General features: G+C 66.9%; 16 protein-coding genes. 6 read left to right on the top strand and 10 right to left on the bottom strand.

Annotated elements, in window-relative coordinates; all coding sequences use genetic code 11:
• Positions 1-33 precede the first annotated feature (33 nt).
• Positions 34-1383 (top strand): TldD/PmbA family protein, encoded by a 1350-nt coding sequence (locus tag HY058_06055; protein ID MBI3496846.1) that lies wholly within the window; start codon positions 34-36, stop codon positions 1381-1383.
• A gap of 3 nt (positions 1384-1386) precedes the next feature.
• Here the strand turns inward: HY058_06055 and HY058_06050 are convergent, their stop codons facing one another.
• The gene (locus HY058_06050) at positions 1387-2265 is read right to left on the bottom strand and encodes a YegS/Rv2252/BmrU family lipid kinase (GenBank protein ID MBI3496845.1); all 879 of its coding nucleotides are present in this window, start codon (positions 2263-2265) and stop codon (positions 1387-1389) included.
• A gap of 118 nt (positions 2266-2383) precedes the next feature.
• Here HY058_06050 and HY058_06045 point away from each other — a divergent pair, with 118 nt between their 5' ends.
• Positions 2384-3253, top strand: a complete 870-nt coding sequence (locus tag HY058_06045) for a dienelactone hydrolase family protein (GenBank protein MBI3496844.1) — start codon at positions 2384-2386, stop codon at positions 3251-3253.
• Positions 3254-3372: 119 nt separating this feature from the next.
• Here HY058_06045 and HY058_06040 read toward each other — a convergent pair whose 3' ends face one another.
• Positions 3373-4239, bottom strand: coding sequence for a dienelactone hydrolase family protein (locus HY058_06040; protein MBI3496843.1), 867 nt, complete (start codon positions 4237-4239; stop codon positions 3373-3375).
• A gap of 289 nt (positions 4240-4528) precedes the next feature.
• On the opposite strand from HY058_06040, the gene HY058_06035 reads away from it, so the two are divergent.
• Positions 4529-6046: a bifunctional metallophosphatase/5'-nucleotidase gene (locus tag HY058_06035; GenBank protein MBI3496842.1), complete on the top strand. Its 1518-nt coding sequence runs from the start codon at positions 4529-4531 to the stop codon at positions 6044-6046.
• 136 nt (positions 6047-6182) lie between these two features.
• Here the strand turns inward: HY058_06035 and cobT are convergent, their stop codons facing one another.
• From cobT to HY058_06020, 3 genes are all read right to left on the bottom strand, one after another.
• The gene (gene cobT, locus HY058_06030) at positions 6183-8087 is read right to left on the bottom strand and encodes a cobaltochelatase subunit CobT (protein ID MBI3496841.1); all 1905 of its coding nucleotides are present in this window, start codon (positions 8085-8087) and stop codon (positions 6183-6185) included.
• Positions 8088-8092: 5 nt separating this feature from the next.
• Positions 8093-9091: a cobaltochelatase subunit CobS gene (cobS, locus tag HY058_06025; protein ID MBI3496840.1), complete on the bottom strand. Its 999-nt coding sequence runs from the start codon at positions 9089-9091 to the stop codon at positions 8093-8095.
• 64 nt (positions 9092-9155) lie between these two features.
• On the bottom strand, positions 9156-9761 hold the full coding sequence (locus HY058_06020) for a DnaJ domain-containing protein (protein ID MBI3496839.1): 606 nt from the start codon (positions 9759-9761) through the stop codon (positions 9156-9158).
• A 180-nt stretch (positions 9762-9941) separates the two neighbouring features.
• Here HY058_06020 and HY058_06015 point away from each other — a divergent pair, with 180 nt between their 5' ends.
• Positions 9942-10235 carry a BolA family transcriptional regulator gene (locus HY058_06015; GenBank protein ID MBI3496838.1) on the top strand — a complete coding sequence of 98 codons (294 nt, stop codon included), beginning with the start codon at positions 9942-9944 and terminating at the stop codon, positions 10233-10235.
• Positions 10236-10381: 146 nt separating this feature from the next.
• Positions 10382-10708 (top strand): ribbon-helix-helix domain-containing protein, encoded by a 327-nt coding sequence (locus HY058_06010; GenBank protein MBI3496837.1) that lies wholly within the window; start codon positions 10382-10384, stop codon positions 10706-10708.
• A 7-nt stretch (positions 10709-10715) separates the two neighbouring features.
• On the opposite strand, the gene HY058_06005 is transcribed toward HY058_06010, so the two are convergent.
• The 5 genes from HY058_06005 to HY058_05985 all read right to left on the bottom strand — a co-directional run bounded on the left by HY058_06005 (position 10716) and on the right by HY058_05985 (position 15133).
• Entirely contained in the window at positions 10716-11288 is a 573-nt protein-coding gene (locus tag HY058_06005; protein ID MBI3496836.1) for a DUF2889 domain-containing protein, read from the bottom strand.
• Positions 11289-11509: 221 nt separating this feature from the next.
• Positions 11510-11959 (bottom strand): CBS domain-containing protein, encoded by a 450-nt coding sequence (locus HY058_06000; GenBank protein MBI3496835.1) that lies wholly within the window; start codon positions 11957-11959, stop codon positions 11510-11512.
• A 149-nt stretch (positions 11960-12108) separates the two neighbouring features.
• Positions 12109-13413: an HlyC/CorC family transporter gene (locus HY058_05995; protein ID MBI3496834.1), complete on the bottom strand. Its 1305-nt coding sequence runs from the start codon at positions 13411-13413 to the stop codon at positions 12109-12111.
• Between the two features lie 35 nt (positions 13414-13448).
• On the bottom strand, positions 13449-14573 hold the full coding sequence (locus tag HY058_05990; protein ID MBI3496833.1) for a 3-dehydroquinate synthase: 1125 nt from the start codon (positions 14571-14573) through the stop codon (positions 13449-13451).
• Complete coding sequence (locus HY058_05985) at positions 14570-15133, bottom strand: shikimate kinase (GenBank protein MBI3496832.1); 564 nt, start codon at positions 15131-15133, stop codon at positions 14570-14572. The genes HY058_05990 and HY058_05985 overlap by 4 nt, the downstream gene beginning before the upstream one ends.
• Before the next feature lie 207 nt (positions 15134-15340).
• Between HY058_05985 and HY058_05980 the strand changes: the two genes are divergently transcribed.
• The gene (locus tag HY058_05980; protein ID MBI3496831.1) at positions 15341-15487 is read left to right on the top strand and encodes a hypothetical protein; all 147 of its coding nucleotides are present in this window, start codon (positions 15341-15343) and stop codon (positions 15485-15487) included.
• The last annotated feature ends 50 nt before the right edge of the window (positions 15488-15537 follow it).

The raw sequence follows: 15537 nt of genomic DNA, 5'->3' as shown, positions 1-15537 counted from the left end.
CCTGGCTTCACCCCTCGAGCAAGAAGACCCTCCATGGCTTCGACCGCCGCCTCCAAACATCTCGATCTCCTCGGCCAGCTCCTGGACCGCGCCAAGCGGAGCGGTGCCGAAACCGCCGACGCGCTGGTCTTCCAAAGCGAGTCCCTGGCCTTCCGCCAGCGCCTCGGCAAGCCGGAGATGCTCGAGCGCTCCGAAAGCCAAGACCTCGGCTTGCGCGTGCTCATCGGCAAGCGGCAAGCGATCGTCTCTTCGACCGATCTGTCCGAACGGGCGCTCAGCGCCTTGGTCGAGCGCGCGGTCGCCATGGCGCGCGCAGCGCCGGAAGACAAATATTGCGGCGTGGCCGATAGCGCCGAAATCGCCCGCACTTTTCCCGACCTCGACCTCGCCGACCCGGATGAGCCGGAGCCCCAGGCCTTGATCGACCGCGCGGCCGCGGCGGAGGCGGCGGCACTCCTGGTGCCGGGCGTCACCAATTCCGAGGGCGCCGAGTCCGGATGGAGCCGCACCAGCGTGGCGCTCGCCGCCACCAACGGCTTCGCCGCGGGCTATGTGCGCACCGGCAACGGCATCAGCGTCTCGGTGCTGGCGGGTCAGGGAACCGCCATGGAAACCGACTACGACCAGTCATCGGCGGTGTTCGCCCGGGATCTCGAGGATGCAGCGCTCGTCGGCCGCCGCGCCGGCGAGAAGGCGGTCAAGCGCCTAAACCCGCGCAAGGCGGAAACCGCCTCGGTCGCAGTCGTGTTCGATCCGCGCATCGCCAACAGCATTCTCGGCCATCTCGGCGGCGCCATCTCCGGGCCGGCGATCGCGCGGGGTACGAGCTTCCTCAAAGACAAGCTCGGCCAGCGCCTCTTCGCCTCCGGCATCCACATCGTCGACGATCCCTTGCGCCCGCGCGGATTGCGCTCGCGCCCCTTCGACGGCGAAGGCATCGGCGGCCGCCGGCAGAAGCTCGTCGACGACGGCGTGCTCACCACCTGGGTCTTGGACCTCGCTTCCGCGCGCCAGCTCGGCCTCAGGACGACGGGACATGCCGCTCGCGGCACCTCGGGACCGCCGGGCCCCTCCTGCACCAATCTCTATCTGGAGCCGGGGCCGCTCACACCAGAGGCACTGATGGCGGACATCAAGCAGGGCTTTTACGTCACCGGCCTCATGGGCTTCGGGGTCAACAACGTCACCGGCGACTACAGCCGCGGTGCGAACGGCTTCTGGATCGAGAACGGCGAGCAGTCCTATCCGGTGAGCGAGGTCACCATCGCCGGCAACCTAACCGAGATGTTCCGCAATCTGACCCCGGCAAGCGATCTCGTCTTTCGCTATGGCGCGAATGCGCCGACCTTGCGCATCGACGGCATGACCGTCGCCGGCAGGTAGGCGTTAAGCCGCAACCACCAACCGCACCGGCTCGCGGGCGATGGCGAGGCGGGCGGGTACCCTGGCGACGATGTCGCCGTCGGCTTGAATCGGAGCGCCGGCGTCGCCCTCGATCATCACGCTCCGCGCTGCGAGGATGCGAAATCCCGGCAAGCAATCGAGCCGGCCCGCCGCCATGGCGGCCATCGCCGCCATCGCCGGCAAGCGACCGGGATGCTCAAACAGCGCCACCTGAAAGATGGGCTCGTCCAGGCTCGCCATCGGCGCCACCACGAAGCGGCCCGCATAGAAGTGGCCCTTGGCGACGATCACCGAGGCGGCCTCATGCTCGCTTCCATCCAAGTCGAGACGGAAGCGCTCCTCCCGATAGGCGAGGACACGGGTCACGCTCGCAAGCACATAGGCGCCCTTGCCGAGCCATCGCTTCACACCGGGCTTCACCTGCTCCACCACGCCCGCATCAAAACCGGCGCCGGCCATCATCATGAAGCGCCGCCCATTGGCTTCGCCCGCGTGCACGCTGCGGCAGGGACCCCGGGCGATCGCGCGCGCGAGCGATGCCGGCGCCATCGGCAGACCGATCTCGTGCGCCAGCACATTGGCGGTGCCCAGGGGGACGACCGCCAGCGGCACCGCGCTTCCGACGAGCCCATTTGCCGCTTCGGCGACGGTCCCATCGCCGCCGGCGACGACCACGGCATCGACCCGCTCGGCTTCCCGCGCCATCCTCTCGGCATCGCCGCGCCGCTCCGTGGCCATGACCGTGGTGGTGCAGCCTTCGCACGCCAGCGCATCGAGAACGGCGGCGAGGTAGCGCCGCCGACGCCGTCCGGCGGTGGGGTTGTGGATCATCAGCAGCCGGCAGCGAAGCGAGGCGGTCATCGGGAGCTCATGGCAGCGGGCTCGGAAGTGCTTGTCCGCGAGCGCCGCTTGTACTTAGCTCAAGGCCAAGGCTTCCGCCACATCACCAAAAACCAGGGCGCCGAGGAGGTCCAGGGACATGGATCCACGCATCATCCAGCTCTACGACGAGTACACCCATGCGCCGCTGCCGCGGCGGGTGTTCCTCGACCGGCTCGCCAAGCTCGTCGGCGGCTCCGCCGCGGCCGCGGCACTCCTGCCGATGCTCGAACCCAACTACGCGCGGGCCGAGATGATTCCGGCAAACGACCCGCGCCTCGTCGCTGAGCGCGTGAGCTATCCCGGCGCCACCGGTTCCATCAAAGCCTATCTCGCCCATCCGAAAACCGGCAATCGTTGGCCTGCGGTCATCGTCGTTCATGAAAATCGCGGACTCAATCCGCATATCGAGGATGTGGCGCGGCGCGCGGCGGTGGCAGGTTTCCTGGCGCTGGCGCCCGATCTGCTCTCGCCGGTGGGTGGGACCCCCGCCGATGCCGACGAAGCGCGCCAGAAGATCGAGGCGTTGGATCGCGGCAAGGCGGCGGCCGATTGCGTCGCCGCGGCGAATTGGCTCGGCAGCCATGCCAGCAGCACCGGCAAGGTCGGTGCGGTCGGCTTCTGCTGGGGCGGCGGCGTGATCAATCGGCTCGCAGTCGCGGCACCGGCACCGCTTGCCGCCGCGACCGCCTTCTATGGCGAGGTTCCGCCCGCGAGCGACGTGCCGAAGATCAAGGCACATCTGCTGCTGCACTATGCCGGGCTCGACCAGCGCATCAATGCCGGAATTCCGGAATTCGAGAAGGCGCTGAAGGCGGCGGGGGTGCGCTATTCCCTCAACACTTACGAGAACGTCAACCACGCCTTCCACAACGACACCGCCGGCGACCGCTACGACGAGCGCGCCGCTAGGCAAGCCTGGCAGCGCACCATCGACTTCTTCAAGGCAACGCTGGTCGGCGGGGTGTAGAGCCACCAGACACTACGACCCTCACCCCAGCCCTCTCCCGCGATGCGGGAGAGGGTGTAGAGGGCGAGTGTCGTGCCCCCTCTCCCGCACCGGGGGAGAGGGTCGGGGTGAGGGTCCTACTAAGCGACCCCGTTTTTCTTGAACCAGGCCTGCAGGCGCTGCCAGCCGTCCTTGGCCGCGGCCTCGCGGTAGCTCGCCCGGTAGTCGGCGTTGAAGCCATGCGGGGCTTCCGGATAAATCATGAATTCGGCCGGCTTGTTTGCGGCCGCCATCGCCGCCTTCATCTTCTCGACATCCTCGACCTTGATCCCCGTGTCGGCGGCGCCGTAGAGGCCGAGGACGGGCGCCTTCATTTCCGCTACCAGGTCGATGGGATTCTTCGGTCTCACATCATTGGTCGGAGCCGCGATCGGACCGTACCAAGCGACCGCTGCCTTCAGCCCGGGGTTGTGCGCGGCGTAAAGCCAGGTCATGCGTCCACCCTGGCAGAAGCCGGTGACGCCCAAGCGAGCGGTATCGGCCTTTCCGGATGCCTTGGCAAATGCGACTGCGGCATCGAGGTCGCTCATCACCTGCGCATCGGGTGTCTTGGTGACGATCGCCAGCACCTGCTGGATATCCGCCAATTTCGAGACATCGCCCAAGCGAGAATAGTACTCGACCGAGATGGCGTAGTAGCCGAGCTTGGCGAAGCGCCGGCAGACATCTTTGATGTGTTCATGGAGCCCGAATATTTCCTCCAGCACCAACACGACAGGGAACGGACCGCCTTGGGCCGGCAGGGCGCGATAACCTGGAATGTTCCCGCTTGAGGTCGGAACCTCGATCATGCCGGCCTCGAGCCCGGTGCTGTCGGTCGAGATCACGGTTTGCGCGGCGATCGGCTGAACCGTGAGCGCAAAACCGGCGGCGAAGGCCGAGGTGAACACGAAACCACGGCGGGATACCGAGGAATCCGGCCACACGTTCTTGACGTCGTCGAGCATTGCTTTTGTCTCCCCTGCTTATTTGAAAGGCCCCCCTCGGGAGGAACCGAAGCCGGAACGCGTCCGGCCCTCCCCCCTGCGGCCGTTCCGCCGCAGGGCCGGCATTCTTGCTTCCTTGGCCCCTCCGGTCAAAGCACAGTTGCTTGAACGTCCAAAGGGAATCTGGGTCGTGAGGGCCGCCCCGCTCCCGGTGCGGCTTCGCCGCAAGCGCTCTAGCCTCCTCGGCCTTGTCCGCGCTAGGCTTCCCGCCGAATTCGAAGATTGTCGCTTTCGCGGGGAGAGCTGGGCCATGTGGGAATTCCTTCGTCGTTCACGGCTGCTGGCTGCCGTCCTTGCCTTGGCGCTCGTCGCCGGCACGGCCTGGGGCCAAACCGCAAAGATCACCTTCCTCCACACCAACGACGTCTACGAGATCGCGCCCGCGCGCGGCTGGGGCGGCTTCGCCCCGCTGATGACGTTGCTCAAGCAGGAGCGCGCCCAAGCCCAGAACGCCGTCACCACCTTCGGCGGCGATCTGATCTCGCCCTCGCTCATGTCGGGGCTGACCAAAGGCCAGCAAATGGTCGAGCTGATGAACGCTGTCGGCCTCGATCTGGCGATCTTCGGCAATCACGAGTTCGATTTCGGCGACGATGTCCTGAAGCAGCGCATGGCGGAGTCGAAATTCCCCTGGCTCGCGACCAATGTTCTGGGCCCCGACAAGAAGCCGTTCGGCACCGCGCTCTCGACCGTCATGAAGGAGGTCGGCGGCTTCAAGCTCGGGTTCTTCGGCCTGACCACACCCGAGACCGTGACGCTCTCCAGCCCCGGCAAGGAGATCATCTTCGCGCCGATGATCGAGAGCGCCGGCGAAGCGGTGAAGGCGCTCAAGGACCAAGGTGCGGAAATCGTGGTGGCGATCACCCATTTGACCATCGCCGAGGACCGCGAGCTCGTCCGCCGGGTCAAGGGTATCGACCTCGTACTCGGCGGCCACGACCACGACCCGATCACCTTCTACGAGGGCAGCACGCTCATCCACAAGGCCGGGTTCGATGCGCATTTCCTGGCCGCGGTCGATCTCACCGTCACCCGTGCGGCGCAGCAATCCGGGCCGCCTCGGATCACCGTGGTGCCGGCTTGGCGCATGCATGCGGTCTACAACGTGGCACCCGATCCCGATATCGCCGCCCTCGTCAAGCGCCACACCGACAAGCTCGACACCGAGCTCGGCGTCAAGATCGGCACCTCCGCCACGCCGCTCGACAGCCGCACCACCGTGGTGCGGGCGGAAGAGGCGGCGATCGGCAACCTCATCGCCGATGCGATGCGGGCCGCCTTGGGCGCCGAGGTGGCGCTCGCCAATGGCGGCGGCATCCGCGGCAACCGCACCTACGATCCGGGCTATCAGCTGACCAGGCGCGACGTGTTCACCGAGCTGCCCTTCGGCAACACCACGGTGCTGCTCGAGCTCAAGGGCAGCGATCTCCTGGCGGCACTGGAGCACAGCGTCGGGCGCGTCGAAGAGAAGCAAGGCCGCTTCCTCCAGGTCTCCGGTCTCAGCTTCGCCTATGATCCGAAGAAGGCCGCGGGCAGCCGCGTGCTCGAGGTCAAGGTCGGCGGGCAGCCGCTCGATCCGGGCCGGGTCTACAAGGTGGCAACCATCGACTACATCGCCGGCGGCGGCGACGGCTTCGAGGTCTTGAAGAAGGGCAAGTCGCTCATCGACCCCAGCGCCGCCAAGCTGACGGCGAACCAGGTGATGGATTACATCGCCGCCAAAGGCACGGTCTCGCCCGCCCTTGAGGGCCGCATCACTACGCGCTGAAGCCGAGCGCCGATCGCCCCCACCCCGACCCTCCCCCAGCAAGCTGGGGGAGGGAGTAGAGAGGTCACCTCTTGCTCCCTCCCCCGCGCGTCAGCGTGGGGGAGGGTCGGGGTGGGGGCAGTCTGAGTTTGTCGCGCTACAGCGGACGCGCCGCCCGGCGTCCGCGCTTCGGGCGCTCGTCGTGCCCTTCGTCCTCGTCGAACAGCTCGGCCAGCTTTTCCATCATGGTGCCGCCGAGCTGCTCGGCATCGACGATGGTGACGGCACGGCGATAGTAGCGGGTCACGTCATGGCCGATGCCGATCGCGGTGAGCTCGACCGAGGAGCGCGTCTCGATGTACTCGATGACGTCGCGCAGATGCCGCTCGAGATAGTTGCCGGGGTTGACCGACAAGGTCGAGTCGTCGACCGGCGCGCCGTCGGAAATGACCATGAGGATGCGGCGCTGCTCGGTGCGCGCGAGCAGCCGGTTATGCGCCCATAAGAGCGCCTCGCCGTCGATGTTCTCCTTGAGGATGCCCTCGCGCAGCATGAGCCCGAGGCTCTTGCGCGCGCGCCGCCATGGCGCGTCGCCGGCCTTGTAGACGATGTGGCGGAGATCGTTGAGCCGGCCCGGGTTCGGCGGCTTGCCCTGGGCGATCCAGCGCTCGCGGCTCTGGCCGCCCTTCCAGGCCCGCGTGGTGAAGCCCAGGATCTCCACCTTGACGCCGCAACGCTCGAGGGTGCGCGCCAGGATATCGGCGCTCATGGCGGCGATGGTGATCGGCCGGCCGCGCATCGAGCCGGAATTGTCGATGAGCAGCGAGACCACGGTGTCGCGGAACTTGGTGTCCTTCTCGACCTTGTAGGAGAGCGGGTGCATCGGGTTGGTGACCACGCGCGACAGCCGTCCGGCGTCGAGCAACCCTTCCTCGAGGTCGAATTCCCACGATCGGTTCTGCTTGGCGAGCAGGCGCCGCTGCAGCCGGTTGGCGAGCTTGCCGATGACGCCCTGGAGATGGCTCAGCTGCTGGTCGAGGAGGGCGCGGAGACGCGTCAGCTCCTCGCCGTCGCACAAGGTGTCGGCCTGCACCACCTCGTCGAACTCGGTGGTGAAGCCGCGATAGGGCGCCTCCTGGCGCTCGTTGTTGCGCCCACGGAGCAGATTGGGCGTGCCCGGATTGCCCGGCTGCTCGTCGCCCATGCCGGGCGACATCTCGCCCTCGGCCTCCTCCGCCCCCTCCTCGGAATCCTCACCCGGTTGCATGTCGGGCGCCATGCTCGAGGAGGCGTCGCTGTCGGAGGTGCCGCGTTGGCCGGACTCGGAATTGGGATCGCTGTCGCCGGCGTCGTCCTCGCCCTGGTTCTGCTCCTGATCCTCGCTGGTCTCGGAATCCTCCGCCCCCTCGAGATCGAGGTCCTCGATCAGCCGGCGGGCGACGCGCTGGAAGGACTCTTGATCGTCGATGGCGCGCGCCAGATCCTTGAAATCCTCGTTGCAGCGGCTCTCCACCCATGGACGCCAGAGCTCGACCACGTTGCGCGCCGCGCTCGGCGGCTGCGCCCCGGTCAAAGTCTCGCGGGTCAACAGCCGCATGACCTCGATCAAGGTCATGTCGCTCTTCTCGCTGATCCGCTCGAAGCCCTTGCGGCGGTAGCGGTCGGAGAGTGCGGCCGTCAGGTTCTCGGCGACGCCGGCCATCCGGCGGGCGCCGATCGCCTCGCAGCGCGCCTGCTCGACCGCCTCGTAGATGGCGCGCGCGGTCTGCCCCTGAGGCATCCGCCGCTGATGCACCTTGCGGTCGTGGTGCCTGATCTTGAGGGCGATCGCATCACACTCGCCGCGGACATGGGCAACCTCGCCGGATTTGAGATCGCGCGGCACCTGCGGCACCCGGGCACGAGTGCCGGTCAGACCCGGCTGATCGGCCCCGAAGCTCACCTCCACCTCGGGCCGGTCGGCCATGGCTCGGAGCGCCGCCGAGGTCGCGCGCTTGAAATCTTCGATCTGCGCTTCGGTCGCGTGCCGGGCGCCGTCCCTGGATCCGCTTGGTCCTGCCATGGCCCCTACACCAGGTTCGCCTTGACCCCGCTCTCCGGAAGCTCCGTGCCGAAGCAACGCTGGTAGTACTCGGCGACTGTCGAGCGCTCCATCTCATCGCATTTGTTCAGGAAGGTGACGCGGAATCCGAAGCCGATGTCGTTGAAGATGCGCGCGTTCTCCGCCCAGGTGATCACCGTGCGCGGCGACATGACGGTGGAGATGTCGCCGGCGATGAAGCCGGAGCGGGTGAGCGCCGCCAGCGCCACCATCGCCGAGATGGTCTTGCGCCCGGCGTCGGTGTCGTAGCTGGGCGCCTTCGCCAGCACGATGTTCACCTCGTCGTCATGCGGCAGATAATTGAGGGTGGAGACGATGTTCCAGCGGTCCATCTGGCCCTGATTGATCTGCTGGGTGCCGTGATAGAGGCCGGTGGTGTCGCCGAGCCCGACCGTGTTCGTGGTCGAGAACAGCCGGAAGGATGGATGCGGGCGGATGATGCGGTTCTGGTCGAGCAAGGTCAGCTTGCCTTCGACCTCGAGCACGCGCTGGATCACGAACATCACGTCGGCGCGGCCGGCATCGTATTCGTCGAACACCAGCGCCGTCGGGTTCTGCAGGGCCCAGGGCAGGATGCCCTCGCGGAAGGCGGTCACCTGCTTGCCGTCCTTGATGACGATGGCGTCCTTGCCGATGAGATCGATGCGGCTGATGTGGCTGTCGAGATTGACGCGCACGCAGGGCCAGTTGAGGCGGGCCGCGACCTGCTCGATGTGGGTCGACTTGCCGGTGCCGTGATAGCCCTGGATCATCACACGGCGGTTGTAGGCAAAGCCCGCGAGGATGGCCAAGGTGGTATCGCGGTCGAAGCGGTAGGCTTCGTCGATATCCGGCACATAATCGCTGCCAAGGCTGAAAGCCGGCACCTCCATGTCGGAGTCGATACCGAACGACTGCCGCACGGAGATCTTGATGTCAGGCAGAGCCAGCGGGTGGGATGACTCGGTCAAGGATGCAGCGGGCATGGTTCCTCGTAGCTATCAACGGCTCGGTCACGAAGGCGTAAGGAGAGGCAGCCGCCCGCCGCAGTCAAGCGGCGAGTGACTTCTTCAACGTGGTGTAGGCGCGGTTGATCACCTTCAGGCGCTCTTCCGCGGCCTTGTCACCGCCATTGGCGTCGGGATGGTGCTGTTTGACAAGAAATTTGTATCGCGCCTTGAGCTCGACCAGGGTCAAAGGCGCTTCCAGCTCCATGGCCGCGAGCGCCTCGGCATGCTCGCTATCGGCTTCCCGCCGCGGCCGCTCGCGCGCACCGTGGCCAGCCTCGCCACCCTCCCCAAAGAAGCCAAAATCATCGCGAACCTCCGCCCGCCAGTAGCGGAAGCCGGCGCCGAAAGCCCCGGAGCTGCGCGATTCGCCGATGCGGCCGCCGAGCGGCCAAGTCGGCCGTTGCCAGGTGACGTCGGCGCGGACGGAGGCCTCGACCTCGTCCTCGCTCATGCCTTCGTAATAGTTCCAAGCGGCGTTGTAGGCCCGGACATGCTCGAGGCAGAACCAGAAATACTCGTTCAGGCGCTCGCGCGAGCGCGGCGCCCGGAAGCTGCCCTCGGCCGCGCAGCCCGGGTGGTCGCACCCGCGCAACCCCGGCCGAAGACGCTCGGGCATCCACTCGTGATGGCTCGCAGACCTAGGCATCGCAAAATTGAGTATGGAAGCGCCAACGGGGGTTCGCAAGCCGCAGCCGGATGAACGCGGCCGCGCTCTTTGGCCGCAGCGCCGACGGCAAGGCCATGCCGGGACCAGGCCCCGCCTGCTTGACTTGCTCGCCGATGCTCCCAATCGTGCTCGCGACATCGTCACCTTCAGGAGTTCTCCATGGCCGCGGTCGCCGATCGATTGCGTCGCAAAATCAAGGAAAACCTCGATCCCAAGCAATTGGAGATCATAGACGAGTCGGACCAGCACGCGGGCCACGCCGGGGCGCGGCCCGGGGGCGAGACGCATTTTCGCATGACCGTCGTCGCCAGCGCCTTTGCCGGCAAATCCCGGGTTGAGCGTCAACGCCTGGTTTATGCGATCCTCAAGGAGGAGCTGGCAGGCCCGGTCCACGCGCTCTCGCTCACCACGGTCACGCCCGAAGAGGCCGGCAACCGCGGGGAGCGCTCCTAGGGCCGGAAAAACGCCTCCGCACCCCGGTTAAATTAATTTTGCTCAAAGGCCGTATTTGGGGTTGCTGAAATACGGCAGTTGTCTAAAATTCAATGCACGGAGATCTGGTATCGTCGTTAAGTCATTACAATCGTACGGCGCACGCCATGGGCAGCACCCTCCTCAGCCGCAACATCGTCGTCTCCGGGCATCGCACGAGCATGCGCCTGGAGCCGGATATGTGGCGCGCGCTCGCCGACATCGCCGAGCGCGAAGGCCGCTCGCTGCACGAGCTCTGCACGATGGTGCACCGGCTTCGCCGCCGCTCCAGCCTGACCTCGGCGGTCAGGGTGTTCATCTTGTCCTACTACCGCACGCTCGCCCGCGATCTCGAGCGACGGACCGGTGGCGACGGCGCGCTCATCGCCGATGCCGAGGCGCTGCGCCTGCTGCCTCGAGCCCTCGGTCTTCCCCAGCTGCCGAGCCCGGTTTAGTTCCGCGTCATTGGCCGGTGTAGAAACCCGGCCATGTGTCCTTGACGATCGGACCGTCGGCGCGGAAGGCATGGCAACTGTCCAACAGGCGCGGCCGCTTCTGCTGGCCGCTGCTGGGTGCCGGTGCGGCCGCATCGCCATCGGCACGGCGACGGCGCTCGGAAAACAGCGTCTGAAATGCCGTCGTGGCGATCGGGCCCAAGAGCTCCACCAGATGCGTGCAGCCCTCAACCCCGCCCAAGAGCTCGCGGGTTTTCCCGGTGAAGCCCGCCCCGATGCGCAAACCGCAGAGCCTCTGGAAGTTGGGGGTGATGTCGCCGCAGAGCGAAAACGGGCCGGCGTCGGTCACCGCCTCGACCGCCCGAATGACGAAGTGGTCGTCGATGGTAATCCTGAGCCACATGTTATGCAGCGCCTCCCCGGCCTCGATCCGGCCCCGTGCTTTATTGGGAAAGCCGTAGGTCTTGCTGTCGGTCATGTGACCCTCGATGTCCCAGAGCCCATCGGCACGGCGAAACCCGCGGCATTCGATTTGGCGCAAATGCAGATGTTCGCGCTCGACGGCGGGTGACAGGGGCATGACGACCATCCTCGGCTGATGCCGGGCGCCTCTTGGAGATAGGCCTCCGACGGACAGGGCGGCGCGATAGCGAAGGGAACATAAGGGTTATCCCCGCCGCGTCAACGGCGAAGCACCCACGCCCGCCCAGCATGGCAAGGTCGCGAAAATACCTCCTCGCGAGGTGTGGGTGCCGGGCCCGAGGCCACTTGGCGGCGATCGCGCTCGCTTCTGCGGCCTTCTCAGGGTGCGGTGGCGTAGCCGCTGCCGAAGATGAAGGCCTCGCGCTCCTGCAGGTCCTCTTCCAGCTCCTGCTTGACCGCGTCATAGAGGTCGCGGATCGAGACCATGCCGACGACCCGATCCTTGTCGACCACCGGCAAGTGCCGGTAGCCCTTCTCGCGCATGCGAAGGAGTGCATCGATGGCCCGGCTGTCGGGAGCGACAGTGTCGGGGTTGCGGGTCATGACCTCGCCGATCTGCGTGGTATCGGGATCGCGAGAAGGCGCCACCACCCGCACCAGCACGTCGCGCTCGGTGAGAATGCCTTCCAGGCGCTCGCCGCGCACAATCATGACAGCACCGATTCGGCGTTCCGCCATGATCCGTGCGGCTTCCCGCACGCTGGCGCCCTCTTCCATCAAGGTAAGCGTTTGGCCATGAACGATATCGGGGACGATGAGGTGGTTCATGTTTCCCCCAATCGTATTGGCGCGCCGCACCGAGCGCCGCGCATAGAGCTAATGTGACGCCACCCGGGCGCTGCTTCAATGGCTATGGAGCGGTTTTGCGCGAATCCTGGAATTCATGACGCAGCGCACCATAAGCCAGCCAAGGCCGATCAGGCGGCGGCGCCGGCCCCGCCGGCTTTCGGCGGGGCGATGCGCAACAGCGTGATCTGATTGCGCTGGCGTCGAAGCACGGCAAAGCGAAAGCCGTGGAAGGTGAACTCCTGCCCAACATCGGGAATGCGGCGCGACTCATGCAGGACCAGGCCCGCCACGGTCGATGCCGCCTCGTCGGGAAGGCTCCATTCGAACTCCCGGTTGAGGTCGCGGATGGTGACCGAGCCATCGACGATATAGGAGCCGTCCGGCTGGGGACGGACGCCGGCGACGGCGATATCGTGCTCGTCGGTGATGTCGCCCACGATCTCCTCCAGGATGTCCTCGAGGGTGACGATGCCCATGAGCGAGCCGTACTCGTCGACGACCACGGCAAAATGCTCATGGCGCGCGCGGAACGCCCGCAATTGGTCGAGCAAGGTCGTGGTCTCTGGAATGAACCAGGGCGGTGCGGCGATGCTCGGAATGTCCAGGCGGCTGACGTCGCCACCGACCGCTTGCAACGCCTTCAGCAGCGCCTTGGCATGCAGCACGCCCACGACATTGTCGGGCTGGCCGCGATAGAGCGGAATGCGCGTATACGGGCTCGCCAGCACCTGCTCGGCGATCGCCGCCGGCGGCTCGCCCGAGTCGATCATGGTCACGTTCTTGCGATGGTTCATGATCTGGCCCACCTCGACGTCATCCAGGTCGAGGATCGAGCGCAGCATGGCGCGCTCCTCCTTGACCTCGCCGCCCGGGCCCTTGTGCAGCTCGATGGCGCCGCGCAGCTCCTCCTCGCTTTCCGCGCTGCCGAGCTCGGCGCTGATGCGGATGCCGAAGAGGCGCAATGCGCCGCGAACGATGAGCTGCACGGCGCGGGTCGCCGGAGCCAAGAGCCGCACCACCGGCCGGATCATCGGCGCCAGCGCCAGAGCCAGCCGGTCCGGCGCATTGAGCGCCAAGGTCTTCGGCAGCACCTCGGCGAAAACCAGGATGAGCACGGTCATCACCGCGGTCGCGTAGGCGACGCCGGCCTCGCCGAAGGCGGCGATGAGCACCCCGGTGGCGAGCGCCGAGGCCAGGATGTTCACGAGGTTGTTGCCGAGCAGCACCGTGCCGATGAGCCGCTCGCTCTGGGCCCTGAGCTCGTTCACGACGGCGGCGCGCCGGTTGCCCTCGCGGGCGAGCTGGTGCTGGCGCGGACGCGAGGCGGCGGTAAGCGCGGTCTCGGCGAGAGAAAAGAAGGCCGAGATCAGGATCAGCACGATGATCGCCACGACGACGACGATCATGTGCGAGCCGAGCCAGTCGAACGTCATGTCACGGTGATTCCAGGGTCAAGTCCGAGCACGGGTCAGGCGGCGGCTCGGCCCAGCAGCTCCAGGACCGCATCGGCTGCGACCTCCCGGCTGATGAAGGCTTCTCCGATCCGCTTGGCGAGGATGAAAGCAAGTCGGCCATCCCGTACCTTTTTGTCCCGCTGCATATGACTGAAGAGTCGCCCGGCCTCGAACCGCTGGGAGCCGATATCGGCAAGCCCGGTCGGCAACCCGACCTCCGACAAATGCCGGCGCACGCGCTCGACTGCTGCCGGCTCGCACAAGCCGAGCCTGGCCGACAGCGTGAGCGCCATGACCATGCCGACGGCGACCGCCTCGCCATGCAGGAGATCGGACGAATAGCCGGTCTCCGCCTCGAGCGCGTGGGCGAAGGTATGGCCGAAGTTGAGCAAGGCGCGATCGCCGGTCTCACGCTCGTCGGCGGCGACGATCGCTGCCTTGGCGCGGCAAGAGACTTCCACCGCCCGCCGCCGCTCCGCCCCGTCCTTGGCCAGCAATCCCGGCCCATGCGCCTCGAGCCAGGAGAAGAACGGCGCATCGCCGATGATCCCGTATTTGACCACCTCGGCATAGCCGGCCAGGAGCTCGCGGCGCGGCAGCGTATCGAGCGTGCCGGTGTCGGCCAGGACCAGACGCGGCTGATAGAAGCTGCCGACGAGGTTCTTGCCGTGCCTGGTGTTGATGCCGGTCTTGCCGCCGACCGAGCTGTCGACCTGGGCCAAGAGCGTGGTTGGAATCTGCACGAAGGGCACGCCTCTCAGCAGCACGCTTGCGGCAAATCCGGTGAGATCGCCGACGACGCCGCCGCCTAGCGCCACCAGCGTGGTTCGGCGTTCGAGGCCGGCATCGAGCAGACCTTCGATGAGCCGCGCGAACGGGCCGAATTCCTTGCTTCCTTCGCCGGCGGGCACGACGACGCGATCATGCGCGATGCCGGCCTTGGTGAGCGAGGCCTCGAGCGGCGCCAAATGCAGACGGGCGACGGTCTCGTCGCTGACGACGACGACGCGCGGCTGCGGCAGCACCCGGCCGATGAGCCCGCCGGCGCGCTCGATGAGGCCGGGGCCGACGTGAATCTCATAGGCGCGCTCGCCGAGGCTGACCGGCACGATCACGCTCTGGGATGGGACGTCGTTCACGAGCTGACCCGCTCGCGCTCGTGCGCGAGGAACGCCCGCAAGGCGCCGAGCGCCGCCTCTACCGTGACCTCGGTCGGCGCATCGAGGCTGTCGACGACGATGTCGGCCTCGGCATAGACGGGATAGCGCTCGGCGATGAGCCTGACCAGGATCTCGCGGGGCTCGCCGCGCTTCAGCAATGGCCGATTGGTGCGGCGGGCGACGCGGTCGAGGAGGAGCTCCAGCTCCGCCCGGAGCCACAGCGAGATGGCCCGGTCGCGGACCAAGGCCCTCGTCTCCGGATCGATGAAGGCCCCGCCCCCGGTCGCCAAGATCTGGACCGGTCGTTCCAGCAAGCGCCGGATCACCCGGCGCTCGCAGTCGCGGAACGCCGCCTCGCCATGCAGCTCGAAGATGGTCTCGATGGCACAGCCGGCGGCCGCCTCGATTTCCTGGTCGGCATCGACGAAGGGCAGCTGGAACCGAGTCGCCAAGCGGCGACCGATCGAGGTCTTGCCGGCGCCCATGAGTCCGACCAGGACCACCGAGCGCGGCAGCACCCAGAGCGGCGGCTGGGTCATGGCAGTGTGCGCCAAGAGGCGCCCGTACCCGCCATTTCCGGCCATAGCCGGCCGTCCGACGCGCCTCGGCGGCGGGCCGTCGTCAGGCCGAAAATCATCCTCGGCATCCGTGGGTGGTGTCGCAAATTCGCCACGGTTAAACTCTAGCATTACTCCGCCGGGCTGTCGCCGAGGCGGCTTTCGGTAAGCGCATGTCAGGGGACGCCTGTGAAGAACTCGAGGATTGCGCTGATCGTGGTCGCCGGCATCGGCGCATTGATGCTAGTGGCTGCGGTGGTGCTGTCTACCTGGACCATTCCCGCCCCCAGCACGAAGGTCGAGCGTGTCATTCCCAATGATCGTTTCAGCCGCTAGCCGCCTCGGCCGCGGCGTCTGCCTCGGCCTCCTGCTCCTCGGCGCGGCCC

Source organism: Pseudomonadota bacterium (genome assembly GCA_016195085.1).
GTDB lineage: Bacteria > Pseudomonadota > Alphaproteobacteria > SHVZ01 > SHVZ01 > JACQAG01.
This window is presented reverse-complemented; position numbering and strand designations above follow the sequence as displayed.

Coding starts and splice junctions, on each gene's coding strand:
- HY058_06045 (MBI3496844.1), top strand. CDS start 2,384: ATGGATCCACGCATCATCCAGCTCTACGACGAGTACACCCATGCGCCG.
- HY058_06035 (MBI3496842.1), top strand. CDS start 4,529: ATGTGGGAATTCCTTCGTCGTTCACGGCTGCTGGCTGCCGTCCTTGCC.
- HY058_06005 (MBI3496836.1), bottom strand. CDS start 11,288: ATGCCCCTGTCACCCGCCGTCGAGCGCGAACATCTGCATTTGCGCCAA.
- HY058_06000 (MBI3496835.1), bottom strand. CDS start 11,959: ATGAACCACCTCATCGTCCCCGATATCGTTCATGGCCAAACGCTTACC.
- HY058_06010 (MBI3496837.1), top strand. CDS start 10,382: ATGGGCAGCACCCTCCTCAGCCGCAACATCGTCGTCTCCGGGCATCGC.
- HY058_06055 (MBI3496846.1), top strand. CDS start 34: ATGGCTTCGACCGCCGCCTCCAAACATCTCGATCTCCTCGGCCAGCTC.
- HY058_05985 (MBI3496832.1), bottom strand. CDS start 15,133: ATGACCCAGCCGCCGCTCTGGGTGCTGCCGCGCTCGGTGGTCCTGGTC.
- HY058_05995 (MBI3496834.1), bottom strand. CDS start 13,413: ATGACGTTCGACTGGCTCGGCTCGCACATGATCGTCGTCGTCGTGGCG.
- HY058_06020 (MBI3496839.1), bottom strand. CDS start 9,761: ATGCCTAGGTCTGCGAGCCATCACGAGTGGATGCCCGAGCGTCTTCGG.
- HY058_06050 (MBI3496845.1), bottom strand. CDS start 2,265: ATGACCGCCTCGCTTCGCTGCCGGCTGCTGATGATCCACAACCCCACC.
- HY058_06015 (MBI3496838.1), top strand. CDS start 9,942: ATGGCCGCGGTCGCCGATCGATTGCGTCGCAAAATCAAGGAAAACCTC.
- cobT (MBI3496841.1), bottom strand. CDS start 8,087: ATGGCAGGACCAAGCGGATCCAGGGACGGCGCCCGGCACGCGACCGAA.
- HY058_06040 (MBI3496843.1), bottom strand. CDS start 4,239: ATGCTCGACGACGTCAAGAACGTGTGGCCGGATTCCTCGGTATCCCGC.
- cobS (MBI3496840.1), bottom strand. CDS start 9,091: ATGCCCGCTGCATCCTTGACCGAGTCATCCCACCCGCTGGCTCTGCCT.